Raw genomic sequence first — 15,170 nt, 5'->3', positions numbered from 1 at the left:
CTCACCCCGCTGACGACATCGTTTACTCCGCGCCATCCCGGCGCGTCTCCGACGGTTTAAACCCGAGGACGGCGTACTTCGGATAGATGCACCCAGAGGAGGTCCCAGAACTGCCCGAGGGGGTCGCCTCACACCTGCACGAGGAGGGAATCGAAGCGCTGTACCCACCGCAGGCCGACGCCGTCGAGGCGGGCGTCACCCGCGGAGAGAGTCTCGTCGCATCAGTCCCCACTGCCTCGGGCAAGACCCTGATCGCCGAGTTGGCGATGCTGTCGAGCGTCGCGCGCGGCGGGAAAGCGCTCTACATCGTCCCCCTGCGTGCGCTGGCGTCCGAGAAGAAAGCCGAGTTCGAGCGCTGGGAGGAGTACGGTTTCGACATCGGCGTCTCGACCGGCAACTACGATTCGGACGGCGAGTGGCTGGCCTCCCGCGACATCGTGGTCGCCACTTCCGAGAAGGTGGACTCGCTGGTTCGGAACGGCGCGGCCTGGATCGACGACCTGACCTGTGTCGTCGCCGACGAGGTTCACCTGGTCGACGACGCCCAGCGCGGTCCGACGCTCGAAGTCACCCTCGGCAAACTGCGGATGCTTAACCCCAGTCTTCAGGTCGTCGCACTCTCTGCGACCGTCGGCAACGCCGACACCGTCGCCGAGTGGCTCGACGCCGAACTCGTCGAATCGACCTGGCGACCGATCGACCTCCAGATGGGGGTTCACTACGGCAACGCGATCTCGTTCGATAACGGCAGCCAGCGCGAAGTCCCGGTCGAATCGGGGGGACGCCCCACGGCCGCGCTCGTCGACGACGCGCTGGCCGGTGACGACGACGTCGCGGCCGAAGTCGGCGACGATCAGGGTTCCTCGCTCGTGTTCGTCAACTCCCGTCGGAACGCCGAAGCGTCGGCCAAGCGCCTGCGTGATGTGACCGCCACCCACCTCACCGACGACGAACGCGGCCGCTTGGCGGAACTCGCTACTGAGATCAGAGACGTCTCCGACGCCGAAACGAGCGACACGCTTGCCGACTGCGTCGCGAAGGGCGCGGCGTTCCACCACGCCGGACTCGCGCCGGAGCACCGCTCGATCGTCGAGGAGGCGTTCCGTGACCGACTCGTAAAGTGCGTGTCGGCGACGCCGACGCTCGCGGCGGGCGTCAACACGCCCAGCCGGCGGGTAATCGTCCGCGATTGGCGGCGCTACGACGGCGAATTCGGCGGGATGAAGCCGCTCGACGTCCTCGAGATCCACCAGATGATGGGACGAGCCGGGCGTCCCGGACTCGACCCATACGGCGAGGCCGTCCTGCTGGCGAAGAACTCCGAGACGCGAGACGAACTGTTCGAGCGGTACATCTGGGCCGATCCCGAACCCGTCCGCTCGAAACTCGCCGCCGAACCGGCGTTACGAACCCACGCACTCGCTACCGTCGCCTCGGGGTTCGCCCACACCCGCGCGGAACTGCTCGAGTTCCTCGGTCGGACACTGTACGCCACGCAGACAGACGATTCCGGCCGTCTGGAGACGGTCACCGACGACGTGCTGGCGTACCTCGATCGGAACGGGTTCATCGAGCGAAAGGACGGGTCGCTCACCGCGACCAGCATCGGCCACACTGTCTCACAGCTCTATCTCGATCCGATGACTGCCGCCGAAATCATCGACGGCCTGGAGTGGGCCAGCGCCAACCGCGGTGAGATGGTCCGCGCGCTGCGCGACGGCTCGGGCGCAGCCGACTCGGACGGATCGTCCGCCACTCCGGACGGTGTCGCGGCCGACGCCGACGACCCGGCGTCGGCCGGATTCCAGCGGGCCAGCGAGTTAGCGTCCGGGACCGGGAACGAACGGAGTGCCGACGACGCGGATGATGCCGACGGCTCCGACCCCGAGAGGGCTCCCCCCGACGTCACGTATCCGACGGCGCTGGGGCTCTTTCAGCTCGTCTCGCGAACGCCGGATATGTACCAGTTGTACCTCAAATCGGGTGACCGCGAGACCTACACCGAACTCTGCTACGAACGTGAGGCGGAACTCCTCGGCCGCACGCCATCGGAGTACGAAGACGTCCGGTTCGAGGAGTGGCTTTCGGCGCTGAAGACGGCGAAACTCCTCGAGGACTGGGCCGACGAAGTCGACGAGGACCGAATCACCGAGCGCTACGGCGTGGGCCCGGGCGACATCCGGGGGAAGGTCGAGACTGCTCAGTGGCTTCTCGGCGCGGCCGAACGACTCGCGGGCGAACTGGGCCTCTCGCCCGTCCCCGTCCGGGAGGCGAAAAAGCGGGTCGAGTACGGCGTCCGCGACGAACTCCTGGATCTCGCCGGGGTTCGCGGCGTCGGTCGCAAGCGGGCCCGGCGGCTCTTCGAAGCCGGTGTCGAGAGCCGCGCGGCCCTCCGCGAGGCGGATAAATCGGTCGTTCTCGGTGCGCTTCGGGGCCGCCGCAAGACGACGAAACGAATCCTGGAGAACGTGGGCCGGCAGGATCCCTCGATGGATGACGTCGCCTCGGGTGGAACCTCGACGCAGTCAACCGAAACCGACGGATCCGCGCTGGATCACTCCGACGGTGGCACCGGCTCAGATCCCACCGAAGACCCCGACGAACAGGCCAGCCTGGGTGATTTCGGTTGATCCGACCGACCGCGGGACGCCCCGGAGGACGGCGATGAAACTCCTCGAGGGGATTGTCGAGGTCGACGATGTCGATTCGTTCGTCGCCACGGTCGACGAGATCAGTCGGGAAACGGAAGCGACCATCCAGACGTTCGACGCGCGGTACCTCGTGAGCGACCGACACCTCGAACGCGCCGTCGACCTGGCCGACCGGGCGATCGACCGCGGCGAGTCCATCGCCCGCGACCGTGCGGTCGAAATCCTGCTGTACGCGGCCGCCAGACGACAGATCACCGACGCGCTCGAACTCGGCGTCACCGAGGGAGCGAACCGAGCGGTCGTGCTCGTCGACGGCGGCGACGAACGCGAGGCGGCGGCGGCAGTCCGATCGCGGTTGCTCACAGCGGCCGAACCGACGCTCGGAGACTACGACCCCGAACGCGTCCGGACGTTCTTCGACGTCGGCGACGCCGAACTCGACGTGGTAGACGGCGACCTCGAATCGGTTGTCCTCGAACGCGTCGCGCTACTGGTCGTCGAGAAGTAACTGATCCGCTCTCGACGCGACCGGCCAACCCCTTCGTTTCAACTGGAGATTCTCGAGGCAGCGTTTCTCTGCAGCGAGGTTGCGACGTGTACGTCCCCCGTGTGCGCCCGGTATGGATCCGCTGCGTCCGAGACCACGGAGTAAAGTACATTACATACGAGTGTAGACGTAGCCCTATGTCCGAGACGGCGACCGGTCGCGGGTCCGACGGCGGCGGACAGTTCCCGCTCGACGCCGTGCTCGCCATCTTCCAAGGCCGGAACGACCTCGCGCGGCCGCTGACGGCGAACGACGTGATGGATCGTCTCGACTGCTCGCGTCGCACTGCGCACAACAAACTCAACGAACTCGTCGATCAGGGCACGCTCGCGACCCGGAAGGTGGGCGCGCGCGGTCGGGTCTGGTGGATCCCGTTCCCCGACGAGCGGTCCGCCGACAGCGCGACCGACGCCCAGGCCACCGTGACTGGAACGCCCGATCGCGACCCTGCGGTCGAGGCCGAGATCGCCGCCGCCGACATTCCGGGTTCGGGTGACACGCTTCGAAAGCGGCGCGAGGCACTCCGAGCGACGTACGATTACCTCAGCAAGCACCCCGACGCGACAGAGACCGACTTCCTCACTGAGGTATTCCCGGAGCACCCGGCGGGGTTCAAAACCGCTGACAACTGGTGGGCGGTGATCAAGCCGGCACTAACCGAGTTGCCCAACGTCGATGTCGCGGAGGACCGCGAACACGTGTGGCATTATCTCGGCGGCTGAGGCCTCCGCTGCAGTCGCCAACGACGCACTGTGCGGTCCCGAGACGGGATACCGCTCCGAGGAGAGCAGTACCGGCCACGGGGCCGACGACGACGAACCGACTTCCGACGCCGACACGCCACCACACGACGATGGAGCGGAACTAATATATGCCGGACGCCGACTCGACGCCGGACGAAGAGGTGTACGCGTCTCCTGAGGAACTCGGCGGGCCGACGTCCTCGTACACCCCGGTCGCCTACGACAACCTCGATCAGGCCCCGGACACCGACGACCATCCCGACGAGGGACGAGGCGGCCCGCTTCAGGTCCTCGACCTGCCGAAGGTCCCGAAACTCAAGCACGTTGTCGGACCGAGCGCGATTATGCTCGGTGCGTCGCTGGGAAGCGGCGAGACGCTGTTCTGGCCGTCGCTCGTCGCTCGATACGGCTGGGCGCTGTACTGGATTTTCCTCGCAGGCGTGCTCGTCCAGTTCGTCGTCAACACGGAGATCCAGCGCTGGACGCTCGCGACCGGCGAGAGCGTCTTTCGGGCGATGGAACGGGTCCATCCGGCGATCCCTCTGGCGTTCCTCTTCGGTGGCTTCGCCAGCCTCGGATGGCCCGGCTGGGCCGCGAGCGCCGCGAAAGTTGGGGCCGCCGGGCTCTCGCTCGGGACCTATCGCATACTCGACGTCGCGGTCCCCGGCTGGCGCATCCTGGGCATCGCGCTGATGGTGCTGATCTGGCTCACCTACCAGGTCACGCCGCTGATGTACAACGTCGTCGAACGATTCCAGTTGCTGCTCGTGCTCCTCTCGATGCTCGCCGCGCTCGCCCTCTTCGCGCTCATCGGGTCGCCGGCGGCGCTCTCGGGCCTGCCGGCGAGCCTGACAGCGCCGAGCACTCACCCCCCGCCGACCGCCATTGCCGTCCTCCTCGGCGCCATTGCCTACGCCGGTGCGGGCGGCTATCTGAACCTCTCTCAGAGCCTCTGGATCCGCGAGAAGGGCTACGGAATGGGCCGATACCAGGGTCGTATCAAGAACCCCTTCGCCGGCGACGACCCCGAAACCGTCCACGAGGACGGCTTCTCCTTTCCCCCCGAGTCGCCGAACCTCGAGCGCTGGCGGGGCTGGTGGCGTGTCACCCAACTCGAACATCTGCTCACGTTCGTCGTCGGCCTGATCCTCGTCACGACAGCGATGGTGACAGTCGCACTCACACAGGTGCCAGGCACTGATCTCGGCGGGGTCGATCTGTGGCTCGTCGGGATCGCGCCCGCCGTTGGCCCGGCCGCTACCGCCCTGATCTATGTCACGCTGTTTCTGGCGTTGTTCACGACGGAGTACGCGATCATCGAATCGTTCGTCCGCAACAGCTCCGACGTGATTTACGAACTGTACGGCCGGGACGCCGGCTGGCGACTCCCGCGGCTGTTCTGGGGACTCCTGACCGTCTTCTGCGGCTGGGGCATCCTCATCCTCGCGCTTCCGTTCGAGGTGGAGAACCCCTTCAACCTCCTCGTGATCGGCGCGGCCCTGTCGGGACTGATTATGTGGCCCTACATCGTCGTGATCCAGTTGATCAACGCCCGTCGCCTGCCGGCGCACACCGGGCCCGGGTGGGGTCGCGCGGTCGCAATGTGGTTCGCCGCCGGATTCTTCGGATACTTTAGCGTCCTCTTGACCGGCACGTTCGCGGCCGACAGACTCGGACTCGCGGTCTTCGACGTCTCGACGGTGGTGCTCGGGAGCGCCCCCGGCGGCTACCTGCTGTGGCTCGCCTACGGACTCATCCAGACGTATGTCGTCGCCCGCGTCGTAGCGACAAAAACCGACGCACGGGGAGGCGATAAGACACCAGCAGATGGCAGGGGGCCGTTCCCGTGACGTCGCCGCAGGTCCGCGTCCATCTCCACTACGCGATGACCGGAAGTTACCCGCTTCGACTCGTCGATCTCCTGTTCTTCGACGATCGCGTCATCCTGCTGGAGTACGACTACCTCACGGGGTTCGACCTCGCGACCGCGGGTGCCGACCGCCGCGCGGCGTCGTTCGCGGAGACGCTCGAGTCAGAGGGGCTCGCGGCTGCCCGGGCGGCGGCCGAACGCGAACAGCGGATCGACTACGACGGCCTCGACCGGATCGTCGTCTACGACGGCGGCGCGGTCGCCCGTGAAAAGGTCGTCCTCGAACGGACCGACGCCGCGCCGGTTCGCGTCCGCGTTCACGGCGGTGTCGAGGCCGACGGGCTGTGCGCTGCGCTCGAATCGACGGTCGCGTCGGACAGCACCGCGATCGATCGGCAGTCCGGGGCGGGCGTCAGTGACCGCTTCCGGCGGCTCTGCGGACTCACCCGCTGAGGATTCAGAAACCCGAATTCGGCCTGCTCGACGCCCAAATTCTCGCTACTCGGGTGCGAGCAGTTCGATCGGATGTCGGCTCGGCCGCTCCAGCAGGTCGTCGAGTTGGTCCAGACACGAGGTCCCACTGGCGACGACGGTCCGGTCTGCGGTCCCCTCGGTCCGGAACTGCGCTGTCAGATCCTCGCCTACGGCGACGCTCACGTCGTAATACTCCTGCTTGTAGCCGAAACTCCCGGCCATTCCACAGCACTCCGCGTCGGAGGTGACGACGTCGAAGTCCCGCTCGTCGAGCACGGCCTCGGTGTAGCGCTCGACGCCGAGGGTTCGCTGCTGGCAGTGACTGTGGTAGGCGACTCGTTCTCCGTCACCGTCGGCGAGCTCGTCGGCGTCGGCGCCGTTGGCAAGCAGGCCGTAGACGTATTCTAGCAGTTCGTAACTGTTCTCGGCGAGGGCTTCGTGTGCCGGTTCGTCCAGGAGTTTCTCGTACTCCCGCTGGAACAGCGCGTGGTCGCTGGGCTCGATCACGACGACGTCGTAGCCCGACTCGACGTGCGGAACGAGCGCCTCGGCGACCTCCTCAGCGCGCTCCTGGGCGGTCGCGACCATCCCCTGAGAGAGCGGCGCGCGGCCGCTCGCGGTCACGTCGGGAACTCGAACAGTGACGCCGAGGGCTTCGAGGGTCCGAACCGCCGCTTTCCCGCGTTCGACCTGTACGTGGTTGGTGTAGAGATCCGGAAACAGCACGACCGTCCGCTCGGCATCCGCGAGGGCGAGTCCGTCGCGCGCGGCCGCCCACTCACGAAAGGTCTCGCGCTGGAACTGTGGCAGGTCGCGCCGTCGGTCGATTCCGACGAACCGTTCGGCGAGTGCGCGTGCGACGTCCGTGTTCGCCATCCAGTTCGACAGCGGCGCGGTCACACTTCCCAACCGGGCCACCGTGGCAAAGTTCCCGAAGAGCCGTTTTTGAATGTCGACGCCGCTGGGTTCCGCATCGGGTGTCAGTCCTTCGACGAGCCACTCCACCGCTCCCTCGTCGGCGTCGACGTCGCCGCGGTTGATCCGGTCTCTGACGACCGTGTTGATCCACGGGATGTCGATGCCGACCGGGCACGCGTTCACGCAGCGCGAACAGCCCGTACAGAGGTCGTTGAACTCCTCGGCGACGTCGGTCCCTTCGACGCCGGCTTCCCAACCGGTGGCGATCCCGCCGGAGTAGGTCTCGCCGCCGAAGACGTGGCCGCCGACCTGCTGGAAGTTGGCACAGGAGTTCGAACAGGCCGAACACCGGATGCAGTACAGGGTTTCTCGGAGGTCATCGTCCTGACGCATCGCCATCCGCCCGTTGTCGACCAGGACGAGGTGGAACTCCCGGTTCTCGGGTGCGCCGCGCTCGTCGGCCGCAAAATCGAGGGTCGGCGAATCGACCGGCGGCGTCAGGAGCGAGACGTAGGACGTGATGTCCTGTCCCGTCCCCGAGCGTCCGATGAGCTCGAGAAACGGTGCGAGATCCTCTACCGTCGGGATCACCTTCTCCACGCCCGCGACTGCAACGTGGACGTCTGTCGCTGCCACCGTCTTGCGGGCGTTGCCCTCGCTCGTCACGAGCGCCATCGTCCCCGAGTCGGCGGTGACGAAGTTTGCGCCGGTGACGCCCACGTCGGCGTCGGCGATCTGCTCGCCGAGTCGCTCCCGGGCGAACCGCGTGAGTTCCTCGGCGCTCTCTAAGGGCTCTTCCGGGTCGAAACGCGATTCGAACAACTCGGCGATGCTCTCGCGTGATTTGTGGATCGCGGGCGCGACGATGTGACTTGGCGCCTCGTTGGCGAGTTGGAGTACCCACTCGCCAAGGTCCGTCTCGACGACGTCGACGCCGTCGGTTTTGAGGACGTCGTTCAGTTCGAGTTCCTCGGTCGTCATCGACTTGCTCTTGACCACCCGCTCGCCGTCCGCGTCGTCGACGACTTGGCGGACGTACTCGTTTGCGTCGGCCGCGTTGTCGGCGAGGTACAGCGTCCCGCCGTTCGCTTCGACGGCCTCGCGGAGTTCGTCGAGCAGTTCCGGCAGCCGTTCGATGGCGTCCTCCTTGATCTCGCGGGATTCCCGCTTCAGCGCCTCGTAATCTTCGAGGGCCGCGACGGACTCGTATCGTCCGTCGTTGAATCCCTGGGTGTTCTGTTCGATCGCCGCCCCTTCTGTCTCCAGAATGTGGCGGATGCGGTCGGCTCTGGTGGTTCTGGCGTCGGACATTATGACTGGACGATGATCGCGTGGACCGCCTTCGGTCCGTGGGCTCCCTGCACCAGCGCGCCCATATCGGCGGTCGCGCTGGGACCCGTCGCCACGATGACGCTCTCCCGATCGGCCCGGAAGCGGTCCCCCAGGTGGGTGAGCGCGTCCGCCATTCCGCCCACGACGTCGTCCGCACCGACGACAGCGACGTGGCGTTCGGCGAACAGACTCACCGGCTCCACGCCGTCGGCCGTCGTCGGCAGCACGAGGCTTCCGTAGTCCGCGATGCCGAGCGACGCTGGCGTCACGCCCGTCGCCGCCCCCCTGAGGTCCGCCGGCGACCACTCTGTCGGCACCCCGGACGGCAGTTCACCGCGTCCCTCGGGGAGACTGACGCCGACTGCGGGCGGTTCGACGACCGCCCTGACGGCGTCGCTCACCCCGCCCGGGGCGACGGTCGTGTGCGATACGTCGAAGTCGTCGAGGCGGTCGCGGAAGCGGTCGAGCACTCGATCGCGTTCCGCGCCTCCTCTGATTTCGGTTGTCATACGTCGGTTTGAGTCGTCGTCTGTCGGCTTCAGTCTTCGTTCGCCGGCTCGAGTCGTCATCCATCCGCGGTAACTGTCGACCGTCTGCCCGCGTATGAACGCCTCCGTTCGTGACCGCGTCGCCGGGGGAGGGCGTCTACCGGCCGGGGACCGCCCATCGCTCAGAACGTCCCCGGCGCGAGCACGTACACGAAGAGCAGCGCGAGGAGCCCTGTCATCGTCGCGTAGTAGGCCAGCGGAATGAGTTCGAGCCTGATGACGCGTCCCTCCTCGCCGACCAGGCCGACAACCGCCAGCGCGGCGACGACGTTGTGGATCGCGATGAGGTTCCCGATCGCCCCACCGACGGCCTGTGCGCCCACGAGGATCGTCCGCGAGACGCCGAGATCGCTGGCGACGTTGTACTGGAACGTGCCGAACAGGATGTCGCTGACCGTGTTCGATCCAGCCAGGAACGCGCCGAAGGCGCCCACCAGCGCCGCGAAGAACGGATAGACCGCTCCGGCTCCGTTCGCGGTCGCTTCCGAGAGTACGACGAGCATACTGTCAATGTTGGCTGATTGTCCGGACTGAATCATTATCTGGACCGTCGCGACTGCGAAGAGCAGGGCCACGACGGCCGGGAGCACCTTCTCGACCGTCTCGCTCCACGCGGCCGTGATCTCCCCGCGGTCCATCCCGTGCAGGGGGATCGTCAGCAGGTGTACGGCGACGAAGATCGCGCCGGGCAGGTACAGGACGGCGAAACTGTTGCTCATCGAGGTCCCGAGGATGCTGCCCCACTCCAGGACCAGCGTCGACGTGACGAAGTTGTTGATCGGTCCGACGACGCGCGTGACAACGAGTAGCGCGGCCAGGACGAGGTAGGGCGTCCAGGCCCGCGTCAGCGACATCTTCGGTCCGACGGTGACCTGCCCACCGTCGGCGGCGACCGCGCCGCTCTGGTTGCTTGACGTCTCGCCCGGCTGGATGTCACCGACCCAGTGATCGGGCCACTGCGCCTCGGGGCCGAAGTCCCAATCCTCGTCGGGGTGGAAGTAGCCGAGTTTGAGCACGCCGACCGTGGCAGCCATTCCGCCCATCGCGCCGAACAGCCCGGGGAACGTCGGCCCGAGGAAGTACGCGGTGAGCCAGTAGGGGACTGCGAAGGAGGCCCACGCAAAGAGCGTGAGCGGGAGCACTTCCAGTGCCGGCCGAATCGAGCGCTCCTCACCGAAGAATCGCGTCATCATCGCGACGCCGATGAACGGGAGCATAACCCCGACGACCACGTGGTACGTGGCCGCCCACAGGCCGATCTGTGCGACCCACTCGGGTATCGTCCACCCCTGCGCGGCGACCGCCGTCGAAACCGTGTCGGTGGAGGCGAAGATGTCCTGCAGACCGATGATGAGCGGCGTCCCGACCGCACCGAAGGTGATCGCCATCAGGTTCCCCGTCAGCGCGACCACGACCGCCGCGAGGGGCGGGAAGCCGAGCCCGACCAGCAGCGGCCCGACGACCGCCGCGGGCGTCCCGAACCCCGCAGCGGCCTCGATGAACGACCCCATCAGGAACACGAGCAGCACGACCTGAACGCGCCGGTCGTCGCTGATCGACGTGAACCCCTGATTGATGACGTCGAACGCGCCGGTCTGTTTGAGCGTGTACAACACCAGTATGGCCCCGAACACGATGTAGAGGATGTTCGAGGCCGTGATCGCGCCGTTGATCGACGCCGCCGCGATCCATCGCGGCGACATCTGCCAGCCGAAATATCCGACGACGGCCGCGATCACCCACGCGACCGGCATCGCCCGGGTGGCCGACCAGTACCGGCCGATCATCAGAAACGCAATCGCCGCCAGCGGGAGGACGGCAAGTCCCAGCTGCGTCGCCGTGGCCATCACCGCCCACCTCCCGGAGATCCGCTGCTTAGTGTTCTGTGCGCCGCCTCGTCTGCCACTGTCAGAGGCATACTCGCGACATCCCGACACTCATCATTTATAATGCGGCCACCGTTCATCGATGGTGATAAATAAATAAACGCGATTTGAGTGCTTCAAACAATTTATCGAGGTTTCTACGGGATTTTTTCGCGAAAATAAAACGAATAAAACCCACTCAACAACGGCACCTGCTACAGTTGTGTGTCTCTTCCTCGATTAAATGCAGTCAACTGTATACGCGTGACGGCGAACGGAATTCCGCGACACACACAACTGTAATCGATAGACAGCGGGGACAGTATGTCGGATGGGTAGCATCGATCCATCACGACCGACCGATTGGGGTCGTGACCGGCTGCGTAACCCCGATGCTCGCGCGCGGCCGACGAGAGGACTGAACGAGAGCACCAATCCGTCGTCACTGGCAAATGTCGAGGGTCGAACAGAGGGACGAAACCGATCGAGCAAGGGAGCCGAACCTCTACGGAAATCCACTGCAATCGCGTCGTCGAGACGGAACCGAATCGGGCGTTACGCACCGCTACGAATTGTCGGGTGCAGAGGAGTAGTCCCACCAGGATTCGAACCTGGGTCGAAGCCCCCAGAAGGCTTCAGGATTGGCCGCTACCCTATGGGACTGCGGACGGCACGGTCGCCGTCTGTGTGCTCGTGCGTAACTCGTGGCTCCATATGAGTGTTGCGAAGTCGGACCTCCGGCGCGGCTCACTCCAGCGCTCCCGGTCGAATCTGCCTTTTTATCGTCGCTCCGTCGGATCCCGTTCGCCCGGATGCAGAGTCGGCGACGATGGAACGATTTCGGTAACGACCACCCTCGCACCGTCGACGGGCGTCGCGACAGTGTCTTCCGATACACGCGCTTTCGTGCACGATCCACTATCTATTTATCGACCTCTGAGCCACGTTCGTGTATGTACATCGGCCGATTCGTCATCGTCGCTCCCAGTTTCGGTGTGTACCGCGTCTCCTCGCGCTCGTTTCCCAACCGCCGGATCACCGACCGGGACGGCACGCTGACCGTCGGACCGACGCCCGACGCACCCGAGAGCGACAACCCCTACATCTCCTACAACTGTCTCCGGAAGGGCGGCGATGCGGTCGTCGTCGGCAACGGGTCGCACGTCGATCCGATCGCCGAGAAACTCGACCTCGGCTACCCCGCTCGCGACGCGCTTGCGACGGTGTTGCTCGCACTCGATTACGAGAAAGACGACTACGATACGCCGCGCGTCGCGGGCGTAATCGGCGAGGAGTCGTACATTGGCATCGTCCGATGCGATGCTCTCCTCGTCGAGTCGGTGCCGGCGCCGACGCTCGTTGCGACCTACGAGGAGAACGAACCGACGCCGGTCGACTTCGACGCCGACGCGTCGGTCGGCCCAACCGAACTGGCCCGACGCGCGTTCGACCTCGACTACGAACACGCGGTCTGTGCTGCCGGCGTCACCTACGACGAAAGCGACGTCGCCGTCGGCTTCCACAACGGCGAGTAACCCGCGACCTCGGGTTTATCGCCGTATTTTCGAGACTCCTCCGGAGCCGGTCCTTTTGTCACTGGCCGCCCTACAGCGCGGTATGCAGGTCGCGGTCATCTCCGACGTTCACTCGAACAAGGTCGCACTTGAGGCCGTCCTTGACGATCTGCCGCCCGTGGATTCGATTGTCTGTGCGGGCGACGTCGTCGGCTACAACCCCTGGCCCGCCGAATGCGTCGCCACGGTCCGCGAGCGGTCGCTCTCGACAGTGATGGGCAATCACGACCGCGCGGCGTCCTCGGGCACGTCGTTCCGGTTCAACTCGATGGCGGCCGCCGGCGTCGATTACGCCCGTGCGGAGCTCGCTGACGACGCGCTGGCGTGGCTTGCCGACCTCCCCGACGACCGGACGGTCCTCGACGGACGAGTGAAACTGGTCCACGGGCACCCCGACGACCCCGACCGGTACACCTACCCAGAGGAGTTCGCGCCCTCGATGCTCGGCGACGAGGACGTGCTCGTCACGGGTCATACGCACGTCCAGGGGCACGAAACGTTCGACGAGGGAATCGTGATGAACCCCGGGAGTGTCGGCCAGCCCCGTGATGGCGATCCTCGAGCGGCGTACGCGCTTCTCGACCTCGAGGACCTCACGATCGAAGAGCGTCGCGTCGAGTACGACGTCGATCGGGTGGTGACGGCCGTCGAAGAGACCGACCTGCCCGATCGGATCGGCGAGCGGCTCTACGAGGGACGGTAGTCGGCGCAGAAGACGGTTCCACGAACGTGGGTATCGGAGAAGCGAAGGGGCCGCCGCCGGGATCAGAACTCGTCTTGGACAATCTCGAGCGTTTCTTCTCTGTCCTCCCACGCGACGAATATCGCCACGGACGTCGCGGAGGTGATGACGTCGTGGATGTTGATCCCCGCTTCGGAAATCGGCTGGACAATGTCGAGAATGACGCCGGGTCGGTTCGGGAGTTCGCCGCCGGTGACCCGGATGACGGCGACGTCGTCGTCGACGGTGATCGACGAGAGCGTCTGATCGTCTACCACCTTCGCGTGGAGCAAGTTCTCGGCCTCTTCGGCCCGAGATTCGCCGATATAGAACGTGATCGAATCCATTCCGGACGCGACGGCGTCGATGTTGATGCCGGCGTCTCGGAGCGCTTGTGAGAGTTCTGCGAGGATTCCCGGGCTATTACGAATGGCCCGCCCCGCGACGGTGAGACACGCTAGCGACTCGTCCTCCATATCGATGAGGTTCTGGAACTGTCCCTCGATGAGCGTCCCACCGGTCAGCAGATCACCGTGCTGGTAGTGAACCACGCGGACGTCGAGGGTGCCGTCCTTGTAGGAGAGCGCTGACGGCGCGACCACCTCTGCCCCGCGGAACGAGAGGTTCCGGAGTTCGTCGACTGTGATGCGCCCGACGTTTCGTGCGCCTTCGACGACGTGTGGATCGCCGGTCATCACGCCTTCGACGTCGGTGACGATGACGACCTCGTCGGCCCGCATATATCGCCCGAGCATCACTGCGGTCGTGTCGGAACCGCCCCGTCCGAGCGTCGTGATCTCGCCATCGTGGTTCTGTGCGAGGAAGCCGGTGACGACCGGAACGACGCCCTCGAGGTCGTTTGCGAGCGCTGTGGCCCGTCGCTTCGTCTCCTCGACGTCGACCTCCCCGAGGTCGTTCGTGATGACTGGCCACGCCTCGGAGCCGGGTTCGACGAACATCGCCTCGATACCTCTGGCGCCCAGCGCCGCTTTCAACATCCGGACGCTGGTTCGCTCGCCCATCGAGACGATCTCCGCGCGGTCGCGGTCGTCGGCGTCGAATTCGATGTCGTCCAGCAGTTCGTCCGTCGTACTCCCCATCGCCGAGGCGACGACGGCGATTTCGTGGCCCGCCTCGACGGCGGCGGCGATCGAGTCGGCCGCTCGGTTGATCCGGTCGCCGCTTCCAAGCGACGTCCCACCGAACTTCGCAATTACGCGCACGACTGGTCCTCCTGCGGGGAAATGGACTGCAAGTGGTGCTCTGACATACTCGAGCAATTGCCCGGGGTAGTGTAAAATCTTGTCTCCTTTACCAGCGATTACCGAATACGCCCGCAACGGTTGATAGAGCCGTCAAAAGTCCCCTCAGACCGCTTTGCGATCGCCTCGCTCGATCGCCGTCACCTGCGGCGTCAGTTTAAGTTCCTCCGGTCAAATGCGTGTGTATGGATGTCACGATCCGGGACGCGGTCGAGTCCGACGCCGAGACGCTCGGATCCATCGTCGACCTCCCCGCAGATGCACTCAGAAACGTCGTCCACGATCGGACGGTCCGACTCGCGGTTGAACCGGGGTCAGACCCGGGACCCAACGCGGACGTCGATCCCGACGAGGACGACGCTACCGTGCTAGACGAGTCGATCAAAGGATTCGTCGCCTTCGACGTTCGCGACGGCACGGTTCACGTGACGCAACTCGCCGGCGACGAGGCCGTCGCCGAGCAACTGCTCGCGGAGCCGATCCGTTTCGCCCTCAACGAGAGGTTCGCCGTCGAGTTCGTCGTCCCACGATCGGACGACGACGCGGCGGCCGCCGCCAAAGCGGCAGGCTTCGACCCCGTGGGACCCGGCCCTCACTTCGACGGCGAGGCGACGACGCGATACCGCTACCGACCCGAGAGCGATTGACAGCCACGAGGCGCACTC

12 protein-coding genes and 1 tRNA gene are annotated in these 15,170 nt (G+C 65.7%); 8 read left to right on the top strand and 5 right to left on the bottom strand.

Annotated features, from left to right (window positions below; genetic code table 11):
* Window positions 1–86 precede the first annotated feature (86 nt).
* The 5 genes from ABEI27_RS01050 to ABEI27_RS01030 all read left to right on the top strand — a co-directional run bounded on the left by ABEI27_RS01050 (window position 87) and on the right by ABEI27_RS01030 (window position 6,264).
* Entirely contained in the window at window positions 87–2,630 is a 2,544-nt protein-coding gene (locus ABEI27_RS01050; RefSeq protein WP_375797564.1) for an ATP-dependent DNA helicase, read from the top strand.
* Window positions 2,631–2,664: 34 nt separating this feature from the next.
* Window positions 2,665–3,159: a KEOPS complex subunit Cgi121 gene (gene cgi121, locus ABEI27_RS01045; RefSeq protein ID WP_375797563.1), complete on the top strand. Its 495-nt coding sequence runs from the start codon at window positions 2,665–2,667 to the stop codon at window positions 3,157–3,159.
* 176 nt (window positions 3,160–3,335) lie between these two features.
* On the top strand, window positions 3,336–3,920 hold the full coding sequence (locus ABEI27_RS01040; protein WP_375797562.1) for a hypothetical protein: 585 nt from the start codon (window positions 3,336–3,338) through the stop codon (window positions 3,918–3,920).
* Between the two features lie 149 nt (window positions 3,921–4,069).
* Window positions 4,070–5,791 carry an Nramp family divalent metal transporter gene (locus tag ABEI27_RS01035; protein ID WP_375797561.1) on the top strand — a complete coding sequence of 574 codons (1,722 nt, stop codon included), beginning with the start codon at window positions 4,070–4,072 and terminating at the stop codon, window positions 5,789–5,791.
* Window positions 5,788–6,264 carry a hypothetical protein gene (locus tag ABEI27_RS01030; protein WP_375797560.1) on the top strand — a complete coding sequence of 159 codons (477 nt, stop codon included), beginning with the start codon at window positions 5,788–5,790 and terminating at the stop codon, window positions 6,262–6,264. Before ABEI27_RS01035 ends, ABEI27_RS01030 begins: the two co-directional genes overlap by 4 nt.
* A gap of 45 nt (window positions 6,265–6,309) precedes the next feature.
* Here the strand turns inward: ABEI27_RS01030 and ABEI27_RS01025 are convergent, their stop codons facing one another.
* The 4 genes from ABEI27_RS01025 to ABEI27_RS01010 all read right to left on the bottom strand — a co-directional run bounded on the left by ABEI27_RS01025 (window position 6,310) and on the right by ABEI27_RS01010 (window position 11,611).
* A complete protein-coding gene (locus ABEI27_RS01025) occupies window positions 6,310–8,514 on the bottom strand; it encodes an LUD domain-containing protein (RefSeq protein ID WP_375797559.1) in 2,205 nt (734 codons plus the stop codon).
* Window positions 8,514–9,044, bottom strand: coding sequence for an LUD domain-containing protein (locus ABEI27_RS01020; RefSeq protein WP_375797558.1), 531 nt, complete (start codon window positions 9,042–9,044; stop codon window positions 8,514–8,516). Before ABEI27_RS01020 ends, ABEI27_RS01025 begins: the two co-directional genes overlap by 1 nt.
* Before the next feature lie 161 nt (window positions 9,045–9,205).
* Window positions 9,206–10,930 (bottom strand): L-lactate permease, encoded by a 1,725-nt coding sequence (locus ABEI27_RS01015; RefSeq protein ID WP_375797557.1) that lies wholly within the window; start codon window positions 10,928–10,930, stop codon window positions 9,206–9,208.
* A 608-nt stretch (window positions 10,931–11,538) separates the two neighbouring features.
* Window positions 11,539–11,611: transfer RNA gene (locus tag ABEI27_RS01010), tRNA-Gln, on the bottom strand.
* 290 nt (window positions 11,612–11,901) lie between these two features.
* On the opposite strand from ABEI27_RS01010, the gene ABEI27_RS01005 reads away from it, so the two are divergent.
* Both ABEI27_RS01005 and ABEI27_RS01000 read left to right on the top strand, forming a co-directional pair.
* Entirely contained in the window at window positions 11,902–12,483 is a 582-nt protein-coding gene (locus ABEI27_RS01005; RefSeq protein ID WP_375797556.1) for an IMP cyclohydrolase, read from the top strand.
* An 82-nt stretch (window positions 12,484–12,565) separates the two neighbouring features.
* Window positions 12,566–13,225: a metallophosphoesterase family protein gene (locus tag ABEI27_RS01000; RefSeq protein ID WP_375797555.1), complete on the top strand. Its 660-nt coding sequence runs from the start codon at window positions 12,566–12,568 to the stop codon at window positions 13,223–13,225.
* Between the two features lie 62 nt (window positions 13,226–13,287).
* Here the strand turns inward: ABEI27_RS01000 and ABEI27_RS00995 are convergent, their stop codons facing one another.
* Entirely contained in the window at window positions 13,288–14,466 is a 1,179-nt protein-coding gene (locus tag ABEI27_RS00995; RefSeq protein WP_375797554.1) for an aspartate kinase, read from the bottom strand.
* Window positions 14,467–14,690: 224 nt separating this feature from the next.
* Here ABEI27_RS00995 and ABEI27_RS00990 point away from each other — a divergent pair, with 224 nt between their 5' ends.
* Window positions 14,691–15,152, top strand: coding sequence for a hypothetical protein (locus ABEI27_RS00990; RefSeq protein ID WP_375797553.1), 462 nt, complete (start codon window positions 14,691–14,693; stop codon window positions 15,150–15,152).
* The last annotated feature ends 18 nt before the right edge of the window (window positions 15,153–15,170 follow it).

The organism is Halobellus sp., assembly GCF_042218505.1.
In the GTDB taxonomy this organism is placed as follows: domain Archaea; phylum Halobacteriota; class Halobacteria; order Halobacteriales; family Haloferacaceae; genus Haloquadratum.
This window is presented reverse-complemented; position numbering and strand designations above follow the sequence as displayed.

Bases quoted from the DNA above. Each gene is read 5' to 3' on its own strand.
- ABEI27_RS01050 (WP_375797564.1), top strand. From the start codon at position 87: ATGCACCCAGAGGAGGTCCCAGAACTGCCCGAGGGGGTCGCCTCACAC.
- cgi121 (WP_375797563.1), top strand. From the start codon at position 2,665: ATGAAACTCCTCGAGGGGATTGTCGAGGTCGACGATGTCGATTCGTTC.
- ABEI27_RS01040 (WP_375797562.1), top strand. From the start codon at position 3,336: ATGTCCGAGACGGCGACCGGTCGCGGGTCCGACGGCGGCGGACAGTTC.
- ABEI27_RS01035 (WP_375797561.1), top strand. From the start codon at position 4,070: ATGCCGGACGCCGACTCGACGCCGGACGAAGAGGTGTACGCGTCTCCT.
- ABEI27_RS01025 (WP_375797559.1), bottom strand. From the start codon at position 8,514: ATGTCCGACGCCAGAACCACCAGAGCCGACCGCATCCGCCACATTCTG.
- ABEI27_RS01020 (WP_375797558.1), bottom strand. From the start codon at position 9,044: ATGACAACCGAAATCAGAGGAGGCGCGGAACGCGATCGAGTGCTCGAC.
- ABEI27_RS01015 (WP_375797557.1), bottom strand. From the start codon at position 10,930: ATGGCCACGGCGACGCAGCTGGGACTTGCCGTCCTCCCGCTGGCGGCG.
- ABEI27_RS01005 (WP_375797556.1), top strand. From the start codon at position 11,902: ATGTACATCGGCCGATTCGTCATCGTCGCTCCCAGTTTCGGTGTGTAC.
- ABEI27_RS01000 (WP_375797555.1), top strand. From the start codon at position 12,566: ATGCAGGTCGCGGTCATCTCCGACGTTCACTCGAACAAGGTCGCACTT.
- ABEI27_RS00990 (WP_375797553.1), top strand. From the start codon at position 14,691: ATGGATGTCACGATCCGGGACGCGGTCGAGTCCGACGCCGAGACGCTC.